At 40.1% G+C, this 22,533-nt stretch carries 19 protein-coding genes; 7 read left to right on the top strand and 12 right to left on the bottom strand.

Features of this window, described 5'->3' with window-relative positions; all coding sequences use genetic code 11:
* The first annotated feature begins 285 nt into the window (after nt 1-285).
* From alaS to csrA, 3 genes are all read left to right on the top strand, one after another.
* On the top strand, nt 286-2,979 hold the full coding sequence (gene alaS / locus FTU62_RS15760; protein ID WP_180103169.1) for an alanine--tRNA ligase: 2,694 nt from the start codon (nt 286-288) through the stop codon (nt 2,977-2,979).
* A gap of 346 nt (nt 2,980-3,325) precedes the next feature.
* Nucleotides 3,326-4,606: an aspartate kinase gene (locus tag FTU62_RS15765; protein ID WP_078194395.1), complete on the top strand. Its 1,281-nt coding sequence runs from the start codon at nt 3,326-3,328 to the stop codon at nt 4,604-4,606.
* Nucleotides 4,607-4,854: 248 nt separating this feature from the next.
* Nucleotides 4,855-5,109: a carbon storage regulator CsrA gene (gene csrA / locus FTU62_RS15770; RefSeq protein ID WP_078189080.1), complete on the top strand. Its 255-nt coding sequence runs from the start codon at nt 4,855-4,857 to the stop codon at nt 5,107-5,109.
* Between the two features lie 92 nt (nt 5,110-5,201).
* On the opposite strand, the gene rnhB is transcribed toward csrA, so the two are convergent.
* Both rnhB and FTU62_RS15780 read right to left on the bottom strand, forming a co-directional pair.
* The gene (gene rnhB, locus FTU62_RS15775; RefSeq protein WP_180103170.1) at nt 5,202-5,771 is read right to left on the bottom strand and encodes a ribonuclease HII; all 570 of its coding nucleotides are present in this window, start codon (nt 5,769-5,771) and stop codon (nt 5,202-5,204) included.
* A 93-nt stretch (nt 5,772-5,864) separates the two neighbouring features.
* Complete coding sequence (locus FTU62_RS15780) at nt 5,865-6,254, bottom strand: hypothetical protein (protein ID WP_078189082.1); 390 nt, start codon at nt 6,252-6,254, stop codon at nt 5,865-5,867.
* 212 nt (nt 6,255-6,466) lie between these two features.
* On the opposite strand from FTU62_RS15780, the gene FTU62_RS15785 reads away from it, so the two are divergent.
* Complete coding sequence (locus FTU62_RS15785) at nt 6,467-7,024, top strand: cytochrome b (RefSeq protein ID WP_078189083.1); 558 nt, start codon at nt 6,467-6,469, stop codon at nt 7,022-7,024.
* Between the two features lie 52 nt (nt 7,025-7,076).
* On the opposite strand, the gene FTU62_RS15790 is transcribed toward FTU62_RS15785, so the two are convergent.
* From FTU62_RS15790 to yaaA, 4 genes are all read right to left on the bottom strand, one after another.
* Nucleotides 7,077-7,451: a hypothetical protein gene (locus tag FTU62_RS15790; RefSeq protein WP_078194399.1), complete on the bottom strand. Its 375-nt coding sequence runs from the start codon at nt 7,449-7,451 to the stop codon at nt 7,077-7,079.
* A 56-nt stretch (nt 7,452-7,507) separates the two neighbouring features.
* Complete coding sequence (locus tag FTU62_RS15795; protein WP_180103171.1) at nt 7,508-8,509, bottom strand: adenosine deaminase; 1,002 nt, start codon at nt 8,507-8,509, stop codon at nt 7,508-7,510.
* Between the two features lie 66 nt (nt 8,510-8,575).
* On the bottom strand, nt 8,576-9,898 hold the full coding sequence (locus tag FTU62_RS15800; protein ID WP_111885323.1) for an NCS2 family permease: 1,323 nt from the start codon (nt 9,896-9,898) through the stop codon (nt 8,576-8,578).
* 957 nt (nt 9,899-10,855) lie between these two features.
* Nucleotides 10,856-11,638, bottom strand: coding sequence for a peroxide stress protein YaaA (yaaA, locus tag FTU62_RS15805; protein ID WP_180103172.1), 783 nt, complete (start codon nt 11,636-11,638; stop codon nt 10,856-10,858).
* A gap of 125 nt (nt 11,639-11,763) precedes the next feature.
* Between yaaA and FTU62_RS15810 the strand changes: the two genes are divergently transcribed.
* A complete protein-coding gene (locus FTU62_RS15810; RefSeq protein WP_111885325.1) occupies nt 11,764-12,390 on the top strand; it encodes an alpha/beta hydrolase in 627 nt (208 codons plus the stop codon).
* A 285-nt stretch (nt 12,391-12,675) separates the two neighbouring features.
* Entirely contained in the window at nt 12,676-13,200 is a 525-nt protein-coding gene (locus FTU62_RS15815) for a hypothetical protein (protein ID WP_180103173.1), read from the top strand.
* Between the two features lie 83 nt (nt 13,201-13,283).
* Here FTU62_RS15815 and FTU62_RS15820 read toward each other — a convergent pair whose 3' ends face one another.
* The 4 genes from FTU62_RS15820 to pheA all read right to left on the bottom strand — a co-directional run bounded on the left by FTU62_RS15820 (nt 13,284) and on the right by pheA (nt 18,291).
* Complete coding sequence (locus tag FTU62_RS15820) at nt 13,284-13,655, bottom strand: hypothetical protein (RefSeq protein ID WP_180005242.1); 372 nt, start codon at nt 13,653-13,655, stop codon at nt 13,284-13,286.
* A gap of 112 nt (nt 13,656-13,767) precedes the next feature.
* Complete coding sequence (locus FTU62_RS15825) at nt 13,768-16,017, bottom strand: bifunctional prephenate dehydrogenase/3-phosphoshikimate 1-carboxyvinyltransferase (RefSeq protein ID WP_180103174.1); 2,250 nt, start codon at nt 16,015-16,017, stop codon at nt 13,768-13,770.
* Between the two features lie 3 nt (nt 16,018-16,020).
* Nucleotides 16,021-17,112 (bottom strand): histidinol-phosphate transaminase, encoded by a 1,092-nt coding sequence (gene hisC / locus FTU62_RS15830; RefSeq protein WP_180103175.1) that lies wholly within the window; start codon nt 17,110-17,112, stop codon nt 16,021-16,023.
* Nucleotides 17,113-17,181: 69 nt separating this feature from the next.
* On the bottom strand, nt 17,182-18,291 hold the full coding sequence (pheA, locus tag FTU62_RS15835) for a prephenate dehydratase (protein ID WP_078194414.1): 1,110 nt from the start codon (nt 18,289-18,291) through the stop codon (nt 17,182-17,184).
* Between the two features lie 571 nt (nt 18,292-18,862).
* On the opposite strand from pheA, the gene FTU62_RS15840 reads away from it, so the two are divergent.
* Complete coding sequence (locus FTU62_RS15840; RefSeq protein ID WP_180103176.1) at nt 18,863-19,393, top strand: DJ-1/PfpI family protein; 531 nt, start codon at nt 18,863-18,865, stop codon at nt 19,391-19,393.
* A 126-nt stretch (nt 19,394-19,519) separates the two neighbouring features.
* Here FTU62_RS15840 and FTU62_RS15845 read toward each other — a convergent pair whose 3' ends face one another.
* On the bottom strand, nt 19,520-20,662 hold the full coding sequence (locus FTU62_RS15845) for an acyl-CoA dehydrogenase family protein (RefSeq protein WP_180020843.1): 1,143 nt from the start codon (nt 20,660-20,662) through the stop codon (nt 19,520-19,522).
* 170 nt (nt 20,663-20,832) lie between these two features.
* The gene (locus FTU62_RS15850) at nt 20,833-22,179 is read right to left on the bottom strand and encodes a dicarboxylate/amino acid:cation symporter (RefSeq protein ID WP_078194416.1); all 1,347 of its coding nucleotides are present in this window, start codon (nt 22,177-22,179) and stop codon (nt 20,833-20,835) included.
* Nucleotides 22,180-22,533 lie beyond the last annotated feature (354 nt).

Raw genomic sequence — 22,533 nt, forward strand, 5'->3', positions numbered from 1 at the left:
TAAAACTTTTCAAGACATATAAATAAAACGCCGCAACAGTGCGCTCATTAGATTATTCAATGAATACTTTCAGCGTTCCAAAGGTTTAAAAATCTAAAAATATAGGCGCTAAATTTAAAACATATAAAAAGTCATAGAGATAGCCGAAAATCATTGGTCACTACACCTTTTTCCGTTATAATTTAGCGTTTTTAAATTTTATGTCAGCATCTCAAGCCAGCTTTAAAATTTTGTAAGACTTGCTTGATAGGCTATTACCAAATCGAAATTAGGAGAGACTTGGTTGTGAGTACTCGTTTTATGACATCAGCTGAAATTCGCGAAGCTTTTTTAAGCTACTTTGAATCGCAAGGGCATACACGTGTCGCGTCGAGTTCTCTGGTACCTGCCAACGACCCAACACTATTGTTCACAAATGCTGGTATGAACCAGTTTAAAGACTGCTTCCTCGGTCTTGAAAAACGTGACTACGTTCGTGCAACTTCTTCACAAAAATGTGTCCGTGCCGGCGGTAAACACAACGACTTAGACAACGTTGGTTATACAGCACGTCACCACACGTTCTTTGAAATGTTGGGTAACTTCTCATTTGGTGACTACTTCAAACGTGATGCCATCACATTTGCTTGGGATTTCTTAACCAACGAAAAATGGTTAGGTCTGCCAAAAGATAAACTTTATGCCACTGTTTACCATACAGATGACGAAGCATTTGATATCTGGAACAAAGAAATTGGTCTAGACGCTTCACGCATTATCCGTATCGGTGACAACAAAGGCGAAAAATACGCTTCAGATAACTTCTGGGCAATGGGCGATACAGGTCCTTGCGGTCCATGTTCTGAAATCTTCTTTGACCATGGTGACCACATTTGGGGCGGCTTACCGGGCACTCCTGAAGAAGATGGCGATCGTTTCATCGAAATTTGGAACAACGTATTCATGCAGTTTAACCGTACTGCTGATGGCGTACTACACCCTCTTCCAGCACCTTCTGTAGATACTGGTATGGGCTTGGAACGTATTTCTGCAGTTTTACAGCATGTAAACTCGAACTACGAAATCGACCTATTCCAAAACCTACTCAAAGCTGCTGCTGAAATCATTGGTTTAGATACCACTGAACTTGAAGCAAAAGCGCAAGCAGAAAACAAACCAGTTGAATACCCTGCTTCACTTAAAGTTGTGGCTGACCATGCACGTTCTTGCTGCTTCTTGATTGCAGACGGTGTTAACCCGTCTAACGAAGGCCGTGGCTATGTACTTCGCCGTATTATCCGTCGTGCAGTACGTCATGGTAACAAATTGGGTGCAACAGGTTCATTCTTCTACAAAATGTTGCAGCCGTTAATCGAAGTGATGGGTGCTGCTTATCCTGAACTTGCTGCTAACCAGGCACGTATCGAAGCACAGCTTTTGAAAGAAGAAGAACAATTCGCAAAAACTTTAGAGCAAGGTTTGAAATTGCTTGAAGGCGAATTGGCTCAACTTAAAGGTTCAGTGATTCCAGGCGAAACTGTATTTAAACTTTACGATACTTACGGCTTCCCGACTGACTTAACAGCAGACATTGCACGTGAACGTGATCTCACCATTGACGAAGCTGGTTTCGAAGTCGAAATGGCGGCTCAACGTCAACGTGCGCGTGATGCTGGTAAATTTGCTGTCGACTACAACTCAATTGTGAAAGTTGAAGGCGAGACTCAATTTGACGGCTATGACGCAACTCAAGGCCAAGGTCAAATTGTTGCAATCTACAAAGATGGCGAACAAGTTGATGAAGTTTTTGAAGGTGACGAAGCACTAATCGTTCTAAACCAAACTCCTTTCTATGCAGAAAGTGGCGGTCAAGTTGGCGATACAGGTATCTTCAAAAACGAAACTGGTATTTTTGAAGTTCAAGACACCAAAAAATCAGGCGGCGCTTTTGTACACCAAGGCATCGTGACCATGGGTAACTTAAAAGCAGCTCAAGCAGTTGAGGCTATTGTTAAAGCGGATATCCGTGCAGCAACATCGCGCAACCACTCTGCAACTCACCTATTACATGCAGCACTTCGCCAAGTTTTAGGTACGCACGTACAGCAAAAAGGTTCATTGGTTGCAAGCGAACTTTTACGTTTTGACTTTGCTAATGACCAACCTGTTTCATTTGAACAGCTTCAAGAAATTGAACGCATTGTCAATGCCGAAGTGATTGCCAATACTGCTGTTTCAACTGAACTTTTAGACATCGAGGCGGCCAAAGAAAAAGGCGCAATGATGTTGTTCGGTGAGAAATACGGTGACGAAGTACGTGTACTTTCAATGGGTACAACCAAAGATGAGAAAAACTTCTCTATCGAACTTTGTGGCGGTATTCATGTAAAACGCACCGGTGATATTGGTCTATTCAAAATCACTTCTGAAGGCGGTGTTGCTGCAGGCGTACGTCGTATTGAAGCCGTTACTGGTACTAAAGCTGTTGAAGCTGCGCAAAAAGCAGATCGTGACATTCATGCAATTAACGACTTGCTGAAAGCGCAAAAAGATCAAACTTTAGAAAAAGTTGAAGCTTTGTCTCACACAGCATCTAGCTTGCAAAAACAAATTGAACAATTGAACCAAAAATTGGCAAGCTTCCAAGCCGCTGAGTTATTGAGTCAAGTTCAAGAGATTGGTGGCCGTAAAACATTAATCACCACGGTTCAAGGTGTAGATGCGAAATCACTTCGCAACTTGCACGACGGTGTGAAATCTAAGTTAGACAATGCTGTGATCGTGATCGCAGCGGTTGATGCCGACAAAGTGAGCCTCATTGCTTCGGTTGCTAAAGAATACACTGCTGCTGTAAAAGCAGGTGACATCATCAAACACCTTGGTCAAGAACTTGGCGGTAAAGGTGGTGGTAAACCTGATATGGCTCAAGGTGGTGCGCCTTATAGCGACAAACTTGAAGCGGTAATGACTGACCTCGTTGCATGGTTAGCTGCAAAATAAGACCAAAAGTCCTATAGCTCAAAGTGACTCACCTCCTTTGAGCAAATCAACAGGTTTAAGCAGTGTGTTTTTTAATGCTGGATCCTGCTTAAACACTGTTGATGCGTGAAAGCGCAAACTCAATCATCATGTTGAAACCAATATTCAACCTCTGGCTAAATGATGAAAATGGAGTCTAAAAGGCTGGGTTCATGTGAATCCCCTGCAGACACAAAGTATCTATTTGAACTCCTCCTACCTTGGAGTTCATAAGCTACGTGGTATATTAAAATCGCGCCGAAGTGCGGTCTTAAAATATGTGTAAGTGCTTTAAGTCTTTAGACTTATTTACTTGGTAAGGATAGTTATGGCATTAATCGTTCAAAAATATGGCGGTACCTCAATGGGTACTCCAGAGCGCATTTTAAATGTTGCTCGTCGTGTAAAGCGTTGGCATGATCACGGTCACAAAGTTGTGGTTGTTGTATCTGCAATGAGTGGCGAAACCAATCGTCTACTTGCTTTAGCGAAAGCCATTACCGAAACCCCTGATCCACGCGAATTAGACCAAATGGTGTCTACGGGTGAACAGGTAACGATTTCTATGTTAGCAATGGCACTTAACTCTATTGGTGTTGAAGCTAAATCACTTACAGGCCGTCAAGTCGGTATTAAAACCGACAGCGCATTTACCAAGGCGCGTATTGAAGCGATTGATACGGATGTATTGACTTCAAACCTTGACGCTGGACGTGTCATTGTAGTGGCAGGTTTCCAAGGCTTTGATGCCGAAGGTAACACTACGACTCTAGGTCGTGGTGGTTCTGACACTTCGGGTGTTGCATTGGCCGCCGCACTTAAAGCTGATGAATGTCAGATTTACACAGACGTTGATGGTGTTTACACCACTGACCCTCGTGTCGCTCCAAAAGCGAAAAAAGTTGATCGTATTTCTTTTGAAGAAATGCTTGAAATGGCATCACTTGGTTCTAAAGTCCTTCAAATTCGTTCTGTAGAATTTGCCGGTAAATACCAAGTGCCTTTACGCGTATTATCAAGTTTTGATAATGACGATGATGGCGCATTCGACGAAAACTTTAAACAAAACGTCGGGACACTAATCACCACTGAAGCGGAAGACAACATGGAACAACCAATCATCTCAGGTATCGCGTTCAACCGTGATGAAGCTAAATTAACTATTCTTGGTGTACCGGATAAACCAGGTATCGCTTCAAACATCCTTTCACCAATTGGTGATGCCAATGTTGAAGTGGATATGATTATCCAAAACGTTGAAGAAGACGGCACAACTGATTTCACATTTACAGTTAACCGTAGTGAATTATCAAAAGCGAAAGCCATTCTTGAAGCGACTGCACAAGAAATTGGTGCACGTGAAGTTGCAACTCGCGCAGACATCGTAAAAGTATCGATTGTTGGTGTTGGTATGCGCTCACACGCAGGTGTTGCAAGCAAAATGTTTACTGCTCTTGCAAAAGAAGGTATTAATATTTTGATGATTTCGACTTCTGAAATCAAAATTTCAGTGATTATTGATGAGAAATACTTAGAGCTTGCTGTACGTGCTCTACACACTGCATTCGGTCTAGACCGTGAAACAGGTGAATCAAGCGCACGTGCTTAATTAACCTTGCTGTGTGTCAAAATTTGTCATTGTTAGACAGATTTTGAAAAACATCGTAAAAATTCAGAGCCACTATAGTTTTTTTTATAGTGGCTCTGTTATATTAAACCTGAGGATTTTAAAATTTACTCAGTTTGCGACTGTCACAATGATTGTTTCAGATGCACTGCTAAATTTTTTGCTTTTACAAGTTATGAATTTTACATAACAGATCATTTGCAGGTTTTGCATTTTGCAAGGAGAGAAACATGCTGATTCTGACTCGTCGTGTCGGAGAAACATTAATGATTGGAGACCAAGTTAGCGTGACTGTACTTGGTGTTAAAGGTAATCAGGTTCGTATTGGCGTGAATGCTCCAAAAGAAGTATCTGTTCATCGTGAAGAAATTTACCAACGAATTCAACATGAACGCGCAATGCACGAACATCTCCAAAACATTGATCAAGAATATCAGCCATCTTTTGAAGAAACTGATTATTCCCAAAATAACTATAATCGCTAAGATTTAAGTTGTTTAAATCATAAAGCGGCTCATTAGGCCGCTTTAAATTTATCTAGAACATGCTTTTACTATAGACGTTCAACTAAGCTTTATTACTGCCCTTCTAGAACTTTACGTACGGGACCAAAACTGCGGCGATGTTCATCAATCACCCCATACTGCGCAATTGCTTCAAAGTGTGCTTTGGTTGGATAGCCCTTGTGTTTTGCAAAACCATACTGTGGATATTTTGCATCTAGCTCAACCATTTCGTGGTCTCGAGTCACTTTTGCCAAAATACTCGCAGCCGAAATTTCAGGATGAATTGCATCACCACCTACCACAGCATCACAGCTCATCGCTAAACCAGCTGGGACTTTATTACCATCTACCAACACGTGTTCTGGCTGCACACTGAGTTTTTCGACTGCACGACGCATTGCAAGTAACGATGCCTGCAAAATATTGATCTCATCAATTTCTTGTGCAGAACTTTCAGCAATCGCCCAAGCCAAGGCTTTTTCTTGAATCTCAATAAATAACTTTTCACGTTTTTTTTCAGTGAGCTTTTTAGAATCGTTTAAACCTTCAATCGGGTTATTTGGATCTAAAATGACAGCTGCCGCAACAACCGAACCCACCAATGGACCGCGACCCGCTTCATCTGCACCAGCAATTTTCATATATCTCTCACTCAAAATAAAATACGACCCTTAATTTGGATTTGCTGATACTCAGCAATACCAATGTCTGGGTCGTATAAAATGTTCTAAATCTTAGTTTTTAAATGTTTCGATCACGCAAGCATTTAAAGTATTTGTCACGATTTTAGCTGCAAGATTAGCTTGTGAAGTTTTATCCATTGCTGCTACAACCAAATCCGTTGCAGTCACGCTAGTTGTCGCTTTCTCGCCTACACATGAACAAACTTCAGTTTGTAGTTCAGATTTTTGAGTTTCTGTTAATAATTTTGAACCTGTTTTCCAGTAGCTGTTGTTATTTAGCTCAGTCACGCATTTCGCTTGAACACCCACTTTAACAGCCATCATTGCCAAGCTGTTTGCTGAAGTTGTACCTGTAGATGTACTTGTACCTGTTGTACCAGTCGCAGCACATGCAGAAAGTACAAGCGCTAATGGCGCTAGAACAGCAACTAATTTTTTCACGAATATTTCCTTTGTTCTGTTAATTAACGCGCATATTGTGCCCCAAATCACACACCATCTGATATGACTATTTAAAATAAATTCGGTAGTTGTGTAGTTAATCATCAAAGCCTGTGTTGCATATTCACAACACAGTGTCCCGATTTTAAACGACGCATATTTTTGTGGTCTGTATTAGAATCTGCATAAGATTGGACGCTTAAATAATCAACATGAGCAATAACACACAATACTACACTCGAACAGCTCAGGTCTTACATTGGCTGATGGCGATCATATTCATCGTGGCATGGTTAATTGGCTTTTATAGTGGTAATTTTCTGAGTTATGACGTCGATGGCAGCTTTAAAGGGCAAGTCATTACCCTCCATAAAAATATTGCTACTACGATTATTTTTCTGGTGGTGATACGAATCTTTTGGCGCTATACCCACCCCGCTCCAGATTTACCTGACAACATGTCCTCCGGCATGAAAACCTTGGCACATTTGGGTCATTTAGCACTTTATTTTGTACTACTGGCTTTACCTATTACAGGTTGCTTATTTAGTTGGAGCGCAGGTCACCCGGCCCCTGTCCTGTATTTGTTTGAAATACCACGCTTGGTCCAAGATAATCCTGAATTATTAGCCATCGTGAAACCGCTACATATTTGGATTTCTTGGGCAGCAGGCTTGCTCTTAGTCGGTCATATTTTGGCAGCACTGAAACATCATTTTATTGATAAAGACCATGTGCTCAAAAGCATGACACGACAACCAAAACCCTAACAAAGACAAAATAAAAGCCACATTATATGGCTTTTATTTTAAGCATTATCTTTTAATTCAGTACTTGCTGAGCACAGCCACGCATACTATTCAAAACCGCTTTAGAAATCAGTTTATTCTTTTCAGTTTCATTCACTGCAGCAGTCATCAGATCTTTCGCACCGATATCATCCATAGCATGCTCACTCACGCACTGACAAATCGCAGCTTGATTGTCTTTTTTCTGTTGAGCACTCATAAACAACGCAGCACCTTTCCAAATTTTAGAACTATTTAACTCTTGCGAGCATTGATATTCAATCACGGGCTTTAGCATACGCTGACTTAAACTTGATTTATCTGCAATAGCAGCCGATGAAATCAATACTACGGCTAAAAATGTAATCGATGAGGCAAATATAGAGCGATTTGAATGAGAGAAAAGCATGATTTAAACATAAAAAAGGCAGTGAATATTCACTGCCTGAGATTATACGCTGATTATTAATTCAACGCTTCAATCTTTTTAATCCAAGTTTGTTTTTCCGCATCTGAAATAAATGATGCTTCAAATGAGTTAATTGCCAGTTGCTTTAAATCTGCATTGCTTAGATCAAGCGCTTTGGTGATCGCAATAAAGTTATCATTCATATAGCCACCAAAATAAGATGGATCATCTGAATTGACGGTCACATGCACACCTTGTTGCAATAGTCGGCGAATATTATGATCAGCCATATCATTCACCACACAAAGTTTTAAATTACTCAGCGGGCAAACGGTTAATGGCATTTTCTCTGCAATTAAACGCTGCATTAAGGCTGGATCTTCTTCTGAACGTACACCATGGTCAACACGATTTACTTTCAGTAGATCCAAAGCTTCCCATACGTATTCTGCTGGACCTTCTTCCCCTGCATGCGCAACGATAAGAAAACCTGCTTCACGGGCTTTTGCAAAAACACGTTCGAATTTTGATGGTGGATGACCCACTTCACTCGAATCTAAACCGACACCAATAATTTGATCTTTATATGGCAAAGCTTGATCTAGAGTTGCAAATGCTGCGTCTTCAGATAAATGACGCAAGAAGCACATAATCAGATGTGAGCTAATGCCCAGTTTCGTTTTAGCATCATCACAAGCGCGTTGTAAGCCATTCAAAACAGTTTCAAAAGCAACACCACGATCTGTATGAGTTTGTGGGTCGAAGAACATTTCGGTATGAACCACATGATCTTCTGCACATTTTTCAAAGTATGCCCATGCCAAATCATAAAAATCTTGCTCATGAATCAGTACGTTTGCACCTGCATAATAAATGTCTAAAAAAGACTGTAAATTATGAAAGTTATACGCATCTTTTAATTCTTCGACTGATTGATAAGGGATTGCAATATTGTTGCGTTGGGCAATTGCAAACATGAGTTCAGGCTCAAATGTCCCTTCAATATGCACATGTAGCTCTGCTTTTGGCAAAGCGCGAATCAGCTCAAGTTGATCCATCTTTTATCCTCATAAAAATAAAAAAGGGTGCAAACTGAGTTTACACCCTTTCGCTATTTGACAGTATTAACCGCCAAATGCAGCAAATTTTAATGCCCAAAGTGCAGCAATAATCCAGACCATATATGGTACAGTTTTCGCCTTACCTGTAAGCAATTTAACCAATGCATAGCTAATGAAGCCCATTGCAATACCGTCTGCAATTGAATAGGTAAACGGCATAAATACAATTGTCAAGAATGCAGGGACTGCTTCAGTAATATCATCCCACTCAATATGAACGATACCTTGAATCATCAACACACCAACAAACAACAATGCTGGCGCAGTTGCAAAACCTGGTACTGACTGAGCAAGTGGTGCTAAGAACAATGCCAAAATAAACAATACAGCAACTACAACTGCAGTTAAACCTGTACGACCACCGGCAGCAACACCTGCTGATGATTCAATATAAGGCGTAGTTGATGACGTACCCAATGCCGCACCCGCAACAATTGCAGATGAGTCAGCAAATAATGCTTTCTTCAAACGTGGTAATTTACCGTCTTTTAATAAACCTGCACGGTGTGATACACCGACCAATGTACCTGTAGAATCAAATAAATCGACCAAGAAGAATACAAAGATCACGCCAATCAAACTTGCGGTGAATAGACCTTCGAAGTTCATTTGCATGAATGTTGGAGCGATTGAAGGAATAGCCCCCACAACACCTTTAAATTCGTTGAAGCCCAGCAGGGTTGAAATTGCAGTAATCACCAAAATACTGATGATGATTGCACCACGTACTTTGAAGTGATGCATAACCACAACCATCAAGAAGCCAAGTAAAGCTAACAAGACAGACGGCTGTTTTAAATCACCCAGACTAACCAGTGTTGCAGGGTTATCAACAATAATGCCGGCATTTTTCAAAGAAACCAGCGCAAGGAATAAACCAATACCGCCGCCGATCGCCAGTTTAAGCGACATTGGAATCGCATTGACAATCGCTTCACGGATTTTGAACATGCTGATAGCGATAAAAACAAGGCCAGAGACAAAAACAGCTGCTAAAGCAGTTTGCCATTCCACGCCCATACCCAAACATACAGAATAGGTAAAGTAAGCGTTTAAACCCATACCGGGTGCTAAGGCAATTGGATAGTTAGCAACAAGACCCATCACCAAACAGCCAATGGCTGCTGCTAAACAGGTTGCGACAAAAACAGCGCCATGATCCATACCCGTTTCGGACAAAATCATTGGATTGACAATAATGATGTAACACATTGTCAAGAAAGTAGTTACACCTGCAATGACTTCTGTTTTGAAACTGGTTTTGTTTTCGCTCAGTTTAAACAGACGTTCAAGCATGTTCTCGGAAGATGGATTAGGAGTCGTCATGACCTAGCCCCTATGAAGTAAACTTTATGCATATAAGCATTCCACAAAATTAATCATGTGATGTATTCATCATTAATTTTGTGTATGCCTAAGCAACGAATATGCCAATTCGGCAGATTGTAGGCTTTAAAAAATCCTATTTTCAACAGCATACAACACAGTACAAATGTTGAAATTTGCAAACAAAAAAGCTGCATAAACCTATGCAGCTCCTCTATTTATGTCATTTAATTCGTATTTAATATCAATAAATACTGATCAAATTAATTTCGGCAAATTATAACACATTGATTTTTTAATGTTTCCACATTTTCATCGCTTTTCAATTTAGTAAATTTAAGACATTGTTTTATTTATAAAGTTTGAAATTATTATATGTAAAAATAAAATATCAATATTTAGACGAACTCTTCAAGATCATGCTTGAGCTCAATTCAAAAGCAGCAAGATTGATTTTTTTTAGCGCATATAAGGTGATGCGTTCAAATCATCATTGAACACCTGATTAATTTCTTGCTGTCGCTTTAACTCTGCATTTTTATAAACACTAAACCCTAAGAACACAATGCTGAATATAAAAATTGGTATCAGTATTTTTTTCATAACAAAATTTTATTCATGTTTAAATATTTGGCTATAATAACAAAAAACTTAAACAAAAAAGTGACGTATTTCACAATTTTATATCTTATTAAGTCATTTAGTAAGCTATTTGTTCGATCAATGTTAACTTTGTAATATATTTTAGACTGATAGACAAGATAATCGCTGAATGTTTTTTTAAATCCTTTTCCTCAAAAAGCCTCAAATTGTAGATCATTTCATATACGAAATTTAAAGCACGATCAATTTCACAGGCCCACCGTTACATCCCGAGTGAAGAAGATAAAAAAGCCGCTGACTTAAAAACAGCGGCTATTCATATTTTTTACAGATTCAAAATTTTCAATCTTGAACTTAAGCAGCTTGTTGCTCATCTCGCTTAAAGACCAATTCGCCCTTTAAGCTACTGTCGGCATCGAAATAATATCCATCGGTATTAAACGACTTGATATCTTCAATACGTTCAATTTTATTTTCCAACAAATATCGCGCCATTAGGCCACGTGCTTTTTTGGCATAGAAGCTGATGACTTTATATTTGCCGTTCTTTTGATCGAGAAAAACTGGCTTGATGATTTCGGCTTTAATTTTTGATTCTTTGACCGACTTATAATATTCATCTGAAGCGATGTTGACCAAAAGTTCAGAGCCGGCTTTTTCCAAATCGTCATTGATGAGATTGGTGATGGTATTGTCCCAAAACTCGTATAGGTTATGTCCACGTGGATTTTGCAGCTTGGTCCCCATCTCTAAACGATATGGCATCATTAAATCAAGCGGACGCAATAAACCATAGAGACCCGAGAGCATACGCAAATGGGTTTGTGCATATTCAAGGTCTGAGTTTGTAAGTTTATAAGCATCTAAACCGGTATATACATCACCTTTAAAGGCAAAGATTGCTTGGCGTGCATTGGCAAAATCAAAATCAGGCTGCCAATCTCGGAAGCGCTCAACATTTAAAGTCGCAATTTTCTCACTGACACTCATCAAGCTTGAAATTTCACTTACCGACAATTTACGTGCGACTGAGATTAATTCTTCAGAATGATTTAATAGCCGTGGTTGAGTGAATTTTTCAGTCGGTAAAGCGGTTTCGTAATCTAAAGTTTTTGCTGGAGAAATTAAAGCGAGCATAAACATCCTGATTAATTTTTAATTAAACAAACTATAACAGTAGAGTATTTTCAAATCCAATCTGTGTTTTTGATAAACATAATCTGTAAACTATGCGACTCTCCCGCTTTCACATTTTAGTCATTATGTCAGAACAACTGTTCATTCAAGGGCCTGTTGGTCAGCTTGAAATTTTTGTTGATTATCCACAGGGTGAAGTGAAAGGATTCGCGGTAGTTACACACCCTCACCCATTGCAAGGTGGCACACCACAGCACAAAGTACCTGTGCTTTTAGCGCAAATGTTCTTAGAACGTGGCTATGTTGTCTATCGCCCAAGTTTCCGTGGTTCTGGCCAAAGTGCAGGAATACATGACGAAGGCAATGGTGAAACTAAAGACACTATGCAAGTCATTGAATTTGCTCGCAACCAACATCCGAACCTGCCATTTTATGCAGGCGGTTTTAGTTTTGGTGCAAATGTCATGACTAAATGCTATGCCCTATTGCCAGTGGAGTTACAGCCTGTACAGACTATTTTATGCGGCTTACCAACCACAACAGTTGCAGGTGTACGTCACTATGTGACACCGCATATTAAGGGTGATATTTTATTTATTCATGGTGAAGAAGATAATGTCACACTGTTATCTGACTTGATTCAGTGGGCCAAACCACAGCGCCATTTAATCACGGTTTTGCCAGGTGCAAACCACTTCTTTACAGGTTATCTCAAACAGCTTCGTATTGCGATTTCACGCTTTTTAGTATAAACAATACCAAAAATGAGTCAGGCTTAACTGGCTCATTTTTTTTGCCTAGTGACCGCTCTATTCCCCACCAATATTTCAGATAAATTCACCCACAGCAATTCGATTTATCCATCTTTTTAATGCATTGGCGATCATTAGCTATTCAACATGTAAAGACCTAAGCCTATGCTCGTTTAATTTTGATTACGCCTCAATTTTTTATCTTAAAACCAATTATTTACTTGTTTAAATAATCAACTACAGAAATAATACCCAGAAAAATTAAGATAAAATTTAGAGGGAAAAATGAAATTTATTGTTGCTGTGATTTTAAGTCTAAGCATTGCAGCTTTGGTTTATTATTTTAATTCAACCCCATCCACAACGACAAATTTGCCAGCGTCTACGGTTGCTGCGAACGATGGTCCCAAAGCCTATTTGACTGCGTCATACAAGATGAATGTCGATGGTCGTGATTTTAGCTTAAAAATGGTCTACGACTTTCCCAACAGCCAAGTGTGTGAAGCCCAACTCAACAGCACTGACACCATGAATATGATTTCAACCTTTAAGCAACGCTGTTCGAGTGACTCAGTATGTAAAGAAGCAGATATTTCGTCTTGTTCATCTTTTACCGATCAAAAATATAAAGATATGCTCGATAAAAACTATCATGACACTCATTATATTTATTTAAGCGATAGCAAATTGACTGATCAACGTGGTGTGATCGTGTTTTGGGGACTCAATGAACAAGAGTCAGAAAAAATGTGTGACTATGTGAAAAAGAGCAATCGAACTATTAATCCTATCAATATTGAATGTCTATAACGTTGTTCGATACATTCCGTTAAAAATAAAAAAGCAGCGCTATGCTGCTTTTTTATAGATGATTTTTAATTCGATTTTTCAAATCATTTTGTCATTTGTTTCCATTGAAACTCACTATATGACTCTTCTTCTTTTAAACTGTTTTCGACCGCTTGAGCCAATTGATTCAATAAACTTTGCTCAGTAATACGATCTAACCAATCTTGGTCTTCATCTGGATAAGAGGTAATTTCACAGACTAGACGACCTGATTCATCCTGCCCCTGACATGTCACTGAAAGTGGCAATTCATGTTGATCGACACTGACTGCAATCTGATCACCACTTTGCGATAACGTTTGAAAGCCATAACGCTCTAATTTATTTGCCAATAATTCAGCAACCTGAGTTTGCGTATCAGCACTGCTTTCAACTCGATTTGAATCGCTATGGGCGGTGAATTGTAGTTTTCTCATGTATCTATCCAAAGACATTCTTGTTGTATGGTTTTAGCATAAGCAATTAAAACCAAACAGCCAAGCATTTGCTTGGCTGTTGTTGAATAAATATACAAATTTAGTGAATTATTTATTCACTTACCGCAATCGTTAAACCGGCTTGAGTCGCTAGCTCTGTAAATGTCGGGAAGCTGGTCGCAACAGTTTCTGTACCCACGATATTAATTTCACCCGAAGTACGTAAACCTGCCATTGAGAAGCTCATTGCAATACGGTGGTCATGATGTGATTCGATTTGACCACCTGTGAAGATTGCACCCCACTCACCCGCTTTGCCTTGACCTTCAATGATAATGCCGTCCTCGGTTGGCGTACAATCGATACCCATAATTTTTAGGCCATCTGCCATCACTTGAATACGATCCGACTCTTTCACTCGAAGTTCAGCTGCACCAGTCAAAATGGTTTGACCCTCTGCACATGCAGCAGCAATAAATAACGCTGGGAATTCATCAATCGCCAATGGCACTTGATCTTCTGGCATATGAATGCCTTTGAGTGTACGTGAACCACGAATACGAATATCGGCAATCGGCTCACCGCCAGCGATACGTTCATTTTCAACAGTCAGGTCAGCACCCATCTGTTTTAAAATTTCGATCACACCTGTACGTGTTGGATTAATGCCGACCGCTTCAAGTGTGACATCTGAACCTTCAGTAATCGCTGCACCCACCATAAAGAATGCTGCAGATGAAATATCAGAGGGTACTTGAATGTCCGTACCGACTAACTTGCCGCCACCTTGAAGTGAAATGCGGTTGCCTTCTGTTTTCACGTCATAACCAAATGCACGAAGCATACGTTCAGAATGGTCACGTGTCGGTTCTGGCTCAGTGACAACAGTTTCACCTTCCGCCCAAAGACCTGCCAACAAAATACCAGATTTTACTTGTGCAGATGCCATTGGTAAGTCGTAGTGAATACCTTTAAGGTTTTGACTTCCAGAAATAGACACGGGCGGCGTACCACGCTCACCTGTGGTTTGAATTTGCGCACCCATTTCACGTAATGGTTTGGCAATACGTTCCATTGGACGTTTTGATAATGACGCATCACCCGTCATCACCGAATCAAACTTTTGTGCCGACAACATGCCTGAAAGCAAACGCATTGAAGTGCCTGAGTTACCCATATACAAAGCGCCTGCAGGTGCTTTTAAACCATGCATACCTACACCATGAATGGTGACTTCGCCGTTTTTAGGGCCTTCAATACTTACACCCATATCGCGGAATGCTTGAAGGGTTGCCAAGGCATCTTCACCTTCAAGGAAACCAGTGACATGCGTTGTGCCTTCTGCAATAGCACCAAACATGATAGAGCGATGTGACACAGATTTATCACCTGGCACAGTAAATTTACCTTGGAATTGCTTTGGACCCGGTAAAATTTTGAATTGCTGTGTCGTCACTTTATTTTTCTCCATCAGTGGTTTCTTTGCGAGCATGTGATTGAAATGTTGGCGAGCCGCTTGTGCATGCCCCAACAGTCCCATCAACGCTTGTGAGTTTTCATCTTCAATCAGTTTGCGAAGAATAGCCAATTGTTTTTCAAAGCCATCTACCGCATTTAAAATTGCCTTTTTATTGGCAAAAAAGATGTCATGCCACATATGTGGGTCGCTTGCAGCAATGCGTGAGAAATCACGAAAACCGCCAGCGGCATAACGGAAAATATCTAAATTGTCTTCTCGGTTCGCAAGTTGCTCAACCAAGTTAAATGCCATCAAATGCGGAAGATGACTGGTATGGGCCAACACTTCATCGTGTTTTTCCACATCCATGCAAATTACTTCCGCTTTGGCAGCTTGCCACAATTGAATTAGTTTCTCTACAGCCCAATCTGCACTGCTTGGTAAAGGTGTCAAAATCACTTTGTGATTAGCAAATAAATCTACTTTACCGGCATGCACACCTGTCAGTTCAGCCCCAGCAATCGGATGCCCCGGTACAAAACCAGCAGGTAATTGCTCACCATAGACTGCTTTCGCTGCATCAACGACATTGCCTTTGGTACTCCCAACATCGGTAATAATCGTCTGTTCGGATAGATAAGGCTTGATCGCTTCAAGGACTTCTTGTGTCGCACGTACAGGCAAAGCCAAGACAACGAGATCTGCACCTTTGACCGCTTCGGCAGGATCACTATAACCTTGCTGAATAAGTCCTAAAGCTTTTGCATCTTCTAAAGTTTTTTGTGAACGCGTAGACGCCACAATTTCTTTAGCCAAATCTTCAGCAATCATGACACGAGCTAGGCTTGAGCCAATCAGCCCAAGCCCAATAAAAGCAACTTTTTCAAATAGTGGCACAGACATGACTTAAGCTTTAGCCTCTAAGCCCAAAACTTTAGCCAATGCAGCTAAGAATTTAGCATTTTCAGCTTCAGTCCCAATTGATACACGTAAATGCTCAGGGATACCAACAGGACGAACAATTACACCTTCTTTTAATAAAGCATTGAAAGTCTGTACAGGATCTGCTTTTACATTTACTAAAATGAAGTTGGCACGTGAAGGCACATACGCTAAACCTAAAGCATCAAAGCCTGACTCAAGTTGAGCCATACCCGCTTTGTTCACTACGCGTGATTTTTCAATAAATGCTTCATCTTTAAGTGCAGCAACTGCAGCCACCATCGCAAGATGGTTCACGTTAAATGGTTGACGAATACGATTGAGGAAATCCGTCACTTCAACTGAAGCCAAGGCAAAACCAACACGTAAGGCAGCCAAACCATAGCATTTTGACATGGTACGGCTAACGATTAAGTTTGCGTATTGATCTAAGAATTTCAAGCTATTGAAGTTTTCTGGGAAATATTCCACATAAGCTTCATCTAAAACCACGATCACATTTGCAGGTACTTTTTGCATGAACGCTTCAAATTCAGCTTCTTCAAACCATGTACCTGTTGGATTATTTGGGTTCGCAATAAAAATCAATTTAGTATTGTCTTTAATTGCCGCAGCCATTGCATCTAGGTCATGTGAAAAACCTTTTGCAGGCACTTCAATCGCTTCAGCATTAATGGCTTGTGTCACCAGACCATACACAGCAAATGCGTGTTGGCTATACACCACAGAGTCTTGCTCTGAAACAAAAGCACGAGCGAAAATTTCTAGAAGATCGTTTGAACCATTACCTAACGTAATGCGGTCATGTGCAATACCAAATTGTTTTTCAACTTGGTCTTTCAAAATAAAACCGCCACCATCCGGATATCGACCAATTTCTGCAAGTTCAGCAGCAACCGCTTCTTTCACTTTGTCAGAACAACCCAATGGGTTTTCATTTGATGCGAGTTTTACGATATCTGTAATACCCAACTCACGCTCAAGTTCACTAATTGGTTTACCTGGTTGGTAAGGCTTTAGCTTTGCAATGCCTTCATTGGCTGGGACAAACGTCATTTTACACTTCCAGTTTTTTCAAATGATGAAGGTGATCAACTCCTGATGGAATTGATCACAGTTGTGATCTTAAAGAACAGCAATCGGATATGAACCCAATACACGAATTTCTTTTACTAACGGACGAATTTCTTCAATTGCCGCTTTCACGTTTTCTTGCTCAACATGACCTTCCAAGTCCACAAAGAATACATAAGCCCATTTTTCTGGTAATGCAGGACGTGTTTCGATACTTGTTAAGCTAATATTATGCTTGGCAAACGGTGCAAGAATTTCAAGTAATGCCCCCGCACGGTCATGCGCAGAAATCAACAATGAAGTTTTGTCATTACCAGATTGTGGCACTTTCTCACGACCAATCACCAAGAAACGAGTAGTATTTTCAGGATTGTCTTCAATATTGCTATGTAAAATTTCAAGGTTGTAAATGTTCGCAGCGACTTCAGAAGCAATTGCTGCTGAGTGCCATTCATTGCGAATACGGCGTGCAGCTTCTGCATTTGAACTGAGTGCAACACGTTCTACACCTGGATAATGAGCATCTAACCAACCACGGCATTGCGCCAAAGTTTGTTGATGAGCATAAATTTGTTTAATGCTGTCTTTACGTGTGTTTTCAGACACTAGGAACTGGTGATGAATACGCAGCTCCACTTCACCAATAACATTCAGATGTGAAGATTTGAAGCAATCTAGGGTGTGGTTCACTACACCTTCAGATGAGTTCTCTACAGGCACAAGACCATAGTGCGCACTGCCTGCTTCTACTTCGCGGAATACTTCATCAATCGTTGGAAGAGGGCGAACAACAGCGTCTTGACCGAAATGTTTTAAAACAGCCGAATGCGTATAAGTTCCGACTGGACCTAAAAACGCAATACTTTGCGGCGCTTCCAGGGCTAAACAAGCCGACATGATCTCACGGAATAAACGTGCCATTGTCACATCAGACAATGGGCCTTCGTTACGATCCATAACTTTACGTAAAACTTGCGCTTCACGTTCAGGACGATAAAACAATGGATTCTCTTCTGCAGCAAATTTTGCTTTTGCCACAGCTTCAGCTAGTTTCGCACGACGGTTGATAAGTTGTTGAATCTGCATATCAACAGAGTCGATATCTTCACGAATTTGAGCTAAGTCCAGAGAAGTCGGAGTGTTTTGATCATCGTTGATCATTGTTATGTCGCCCTTCAAAAAAATTTTGCAAACAGTATAACAATAGTTAGCTTTCAAATGTTGCGCAATACGACTTTGATGGTTTCAGCCTTAAAAACATACAGTTGATTAAAGCTTCATCAGCTTAACTTAAGAGCCAAAACAGCCAAACTGATAGGTAAAGCCATAATTAAGACAAATCTTACCTTTTGACGGCTTTATTGATCATTCATCTTGAGCAGGACAATAAATAGCCTTTCTCCTTTCTAGCTAATTTGAATAGATCCATCTCCTTGTATAAGCCCATCAATCAATTTGTTTCATTGGTCATTTCATTTTTAAATTTTGCTCTCAATACCTGCAGCAAAATAAAAAATTCAAAACTTGGCTTTCATGGCATAGAAATAATTTGAAACTTAAAGATGATCTATATAAACACTTGGTCATTGATCGTTTTTTCAGTGACTTAATAGGCACTTTCATCTAGTGTTTACAGTCATTGACGCATTTATTACAAAAGACACAGGTAATTTTTTTCATTGCTTTGTAGTCTAAATATCAGAAAAAAAATAACAGACCCATAGGTACAAGTATGCACAAGAAAATTGCAGTGTTAGTGACCTACGATTTTGAAGATATTGAGTACCTTGAGCCTGTGGAGGCCTTTCGAGCCGCTCGGCACAGCATTATCAATATCGAAGATCAGGTTGGAAAAATTGTTTACGGCATGAAACGCCGTTCCCAGATCACCATTGACCAGAGTATCGACGATGCCTCTGTGCATGATTTTGATGCCTTATTTATCCCCGGCGGTTATTCACCCGAGAAACTCGCTATAGATGACCGTTTTATCTATTTTGTACGTAATTTTGCAGATAGCCAAAAGCCGATTTTGAGCAGTTGTCACGGTCCACAATTGTTATTAGAAGCTGGTGTCATACAAGGTCGCCATTTCGCCCAATCTGAAACGCTGAAATCTGCTTTACTAAACGCAGGTGTGGTGGTGTCGGATCAATCGGTCGTGAATGATAATAACCTGTATATATCGTCTCGCAGTACTTTAGATATACCTGAATTTATCGAAGTCTGTCTGCAAGTTTTGGGGCAGCCGTCATTATCTTAGGTCTCAATATATTCACTTACACTCAACCGCATAATCAAATTCAAACACGCAAATCTATAGAAAGACATCTTAAAAAAATAGCGAAGTCATCACTTCGCTATTTTAATTTTCAACCTGATAATTTGTTTATCGACCTAAAATACTTCGTGCCACGATTTCTTTCATAATTTCATTGGTGCCACCGTAGATTTGCTGAATACGTGCATCGACAAAGAAACGTGAAATTGGATATTCCGTCATATAACCATAGCCACCAAATAATTGAAGTAGATTATGGGCCACTTTCATTTGCATATCGGTAGAGAAGCTCTTGAGTGCTGCCGCAGTTTCAACATCAAGTTTGCCTTGCATATAAAGTTCAACATTTTGATTATAAAATGCCGCTGTAGCTAATTCGTCAATCTTAGCCTGTGCCAAGACAAAACGAGTATTTTGGAACTGTCCGATCGCCTGTCCGAAGGCTTGTCGCTCTTTAACATACTGCGTTGCCACATCAATGGAACCACGAATCGCACCAATTGCAGTCGAGGCAATTGCGGTGCGTTCACGCGGTAACTCTTGCATCAAGTAAGCAAAGCCTTGTCCAGCTTGACCCAAAAGTTGCTCTTTTGGCACTTTGACGTTGTCATAAAACAACTCTGAAGTGTCTTGCGCATGCAGACCAATTTTGTCGAGGTTGGTACCTTTCTTAAATCCATCCAAATGTGTATCGACTAAAAGTAATGACACACCTTTGGCACGTGCTTGTGGATCGGTTTTCGCAGCCAATACCACAAGGTCTGCATGTTGACCATTTGAAATAAAAGTTTTCGAGCCATTGAGTAGATAATGATCGCCCTGCAAAATTGCACTACTGCGCATAGACTGCAAGTCCGAACCTGCTCCCGGCTCTGTCATACCAATAGCACCGACCACTTCACCTGTGACCATTTTCGGTAACCAATATTGTTTTTGTTCTTCTGAACCAATGTGCAAAATATAAGGCGCTGCAATTTCAGAATGGCATGAAATACCTGTCGATAATGCACTAAAACCTGCTCGCGCAGATTCTTCGACTAGCATCAGTGAATAATGCGTTGGGACGCCATAGCCGCCATATTCTTCAGGCACATCCACACATAAAAAGCCATTTTCACCCAAAGCATTCCATACTGAACGCGGCATAATGCCTTCACGTTCCCATTGCTCATAATGTGGTGCGACATGCTCTGCCATAAAGCGGCGAAAGTTATCTCGAAATAATTCTAAGTCTGCATCATAAGCTAGCATGTGTTTCTTCCTTGGTTGAGTTTGTTATTTTGTTGAGCTCCATCCTATTGCAGTTTAGAACAGCCGTCATGCCTAAAAACTAAAGCGTTCAAATTTGGCTTTGCCCTTGCATTAAAAAAGGAAGCCGAAGCTTCCTTTTTAATTACATCTTTTACATCACAGCATCAGCGTTATGCATGATGTGCATTGCCTTCTTCTTGCATCTGACGGTCAATTTCTTCAGGATTTGCTAAAGCAAAATCTAGTTTTTCTTTGTCTAATTGACCCACCCATTTCGCAACCACAATCGTTGCCAATGAGTTACCTACAAGGTTCGTTAATGCACGTGCTTCTGACATGAAACGGTCAATACCAAGAATTAATGCCAAACCTGCTACAGGAATATGACCCACAGCAGACAATGTTGCAGCCATCACAATAAAGCCTGAACCCGTCACACCCGCAGCACCCTTAGAAGAAATAAGTAGAACCAATAACAATGTGATCTGATGCGAAATATCAAGCGGTGTATTGGTCGCTTGTGCAATAAAGATTGCTGCCATGGTCAGGTAAATAGACGTACCATCTAGATTAAATGAATAACCTGTTGGAATAACAAGACCCACTACAGATTTTTCTGCACCAGCAAGTTCGAGTTTTTTCAACATACGTGGCAGTACAGATTCAGAAGATGACGTACCCAGTACGATCAGTAACTCTTCGCGAATCATGCGAATCATTTTCAAAATACTGAAACCGCAAATACGTGCAATTGAGCCAAGTATAATGAAAATAAACAGCAAACATGTGATATAGAAGCAGATGATCAATTGACCCAATTGCGCCAAACTACCAATACCATATTTACCAATGGTATAAGCCATCGCACCGAAAGCACCAATTGGTGCAAGCTTCATGATCATGTTTACAATGTTAAAAAATACATGTGCAATTTGATCAATAAACTTCAATACAGGCTTACCTGCATCACCAAGTTTATGCAAAGCAAAACCAAATAATAAGGCAAATAATAGAACTTGAAGAATTTCACCCTCAGCAAACGCACCAACAACGGTGTTTGGGATGATATTCATAAAAAATTCTTGTGTAGATTGTGCTGCACCAGATTCAACATATTTAGAAATACCTGCAGTATCTAAAGATGCTGGATCTACGTTCATGCCCACACCTGGTTTTGCAATATTAATCACTGCAAGACCAATAATGAGTGCGATGGTCGAAACGATTTCGAAGTATAGTAAAGCGACCCCACCTGTCTTACCCACAGATTTCATGCTTTCCATGCCTGCAATACCACTTACCACGGTACAGAAGATCACAGGTGCAATAATCATTTTAATTAGCTTAATGAAACCTTGTCCTAGTGGATAGAACAATTCACCCCAGCCTTTTACGTATTGCTCGGTACCATTGATAATTTGCGTACCACTTGGTGAGAAATGACCCACCAATACACCCGCAATAATGGCAACGATCACTTGAAAATATAGTGACTTATAAATTGGTTTTTTAGCCATGACATTACTTCACGATATATTTCTGCTTCAAAGAAATATTCAGTTTTTGTCTATTTTCAAAAAATAAACAGCCCAAAACCCCTTTGTCTTCGACAAAAGAGCACCAAAGGTATTTGACTTAGCCAAATACAGAAAAACGAAATATGTATGGTGATTAAATAATCACATCAGGACCTGATATAAAATCAGCACATTGATCAGGAGATGAAACGCATACTAAAGTAGGTTAAATTTTACCTGTTTTTTAATGGCTTGTTCTGCCACAAATGTTAATTTCGGTTAAATAATAGACCGAGATCATTAGACTATAGTCTAAAGACTGCATTTTTTACGCTCATTATTAGGCTGAAAAAT

The sequence above is a fragment of the Acinetobacter sp. YH12126 genome, from assembly GCF_013418745.1.
Classification (GTDB): Bacteria; Pseudomonadota; Gammaproteobacteria; order Pseudomonadales; family Moraxellaceae; genus Acinetobacter; species Acinetobacter amyesii.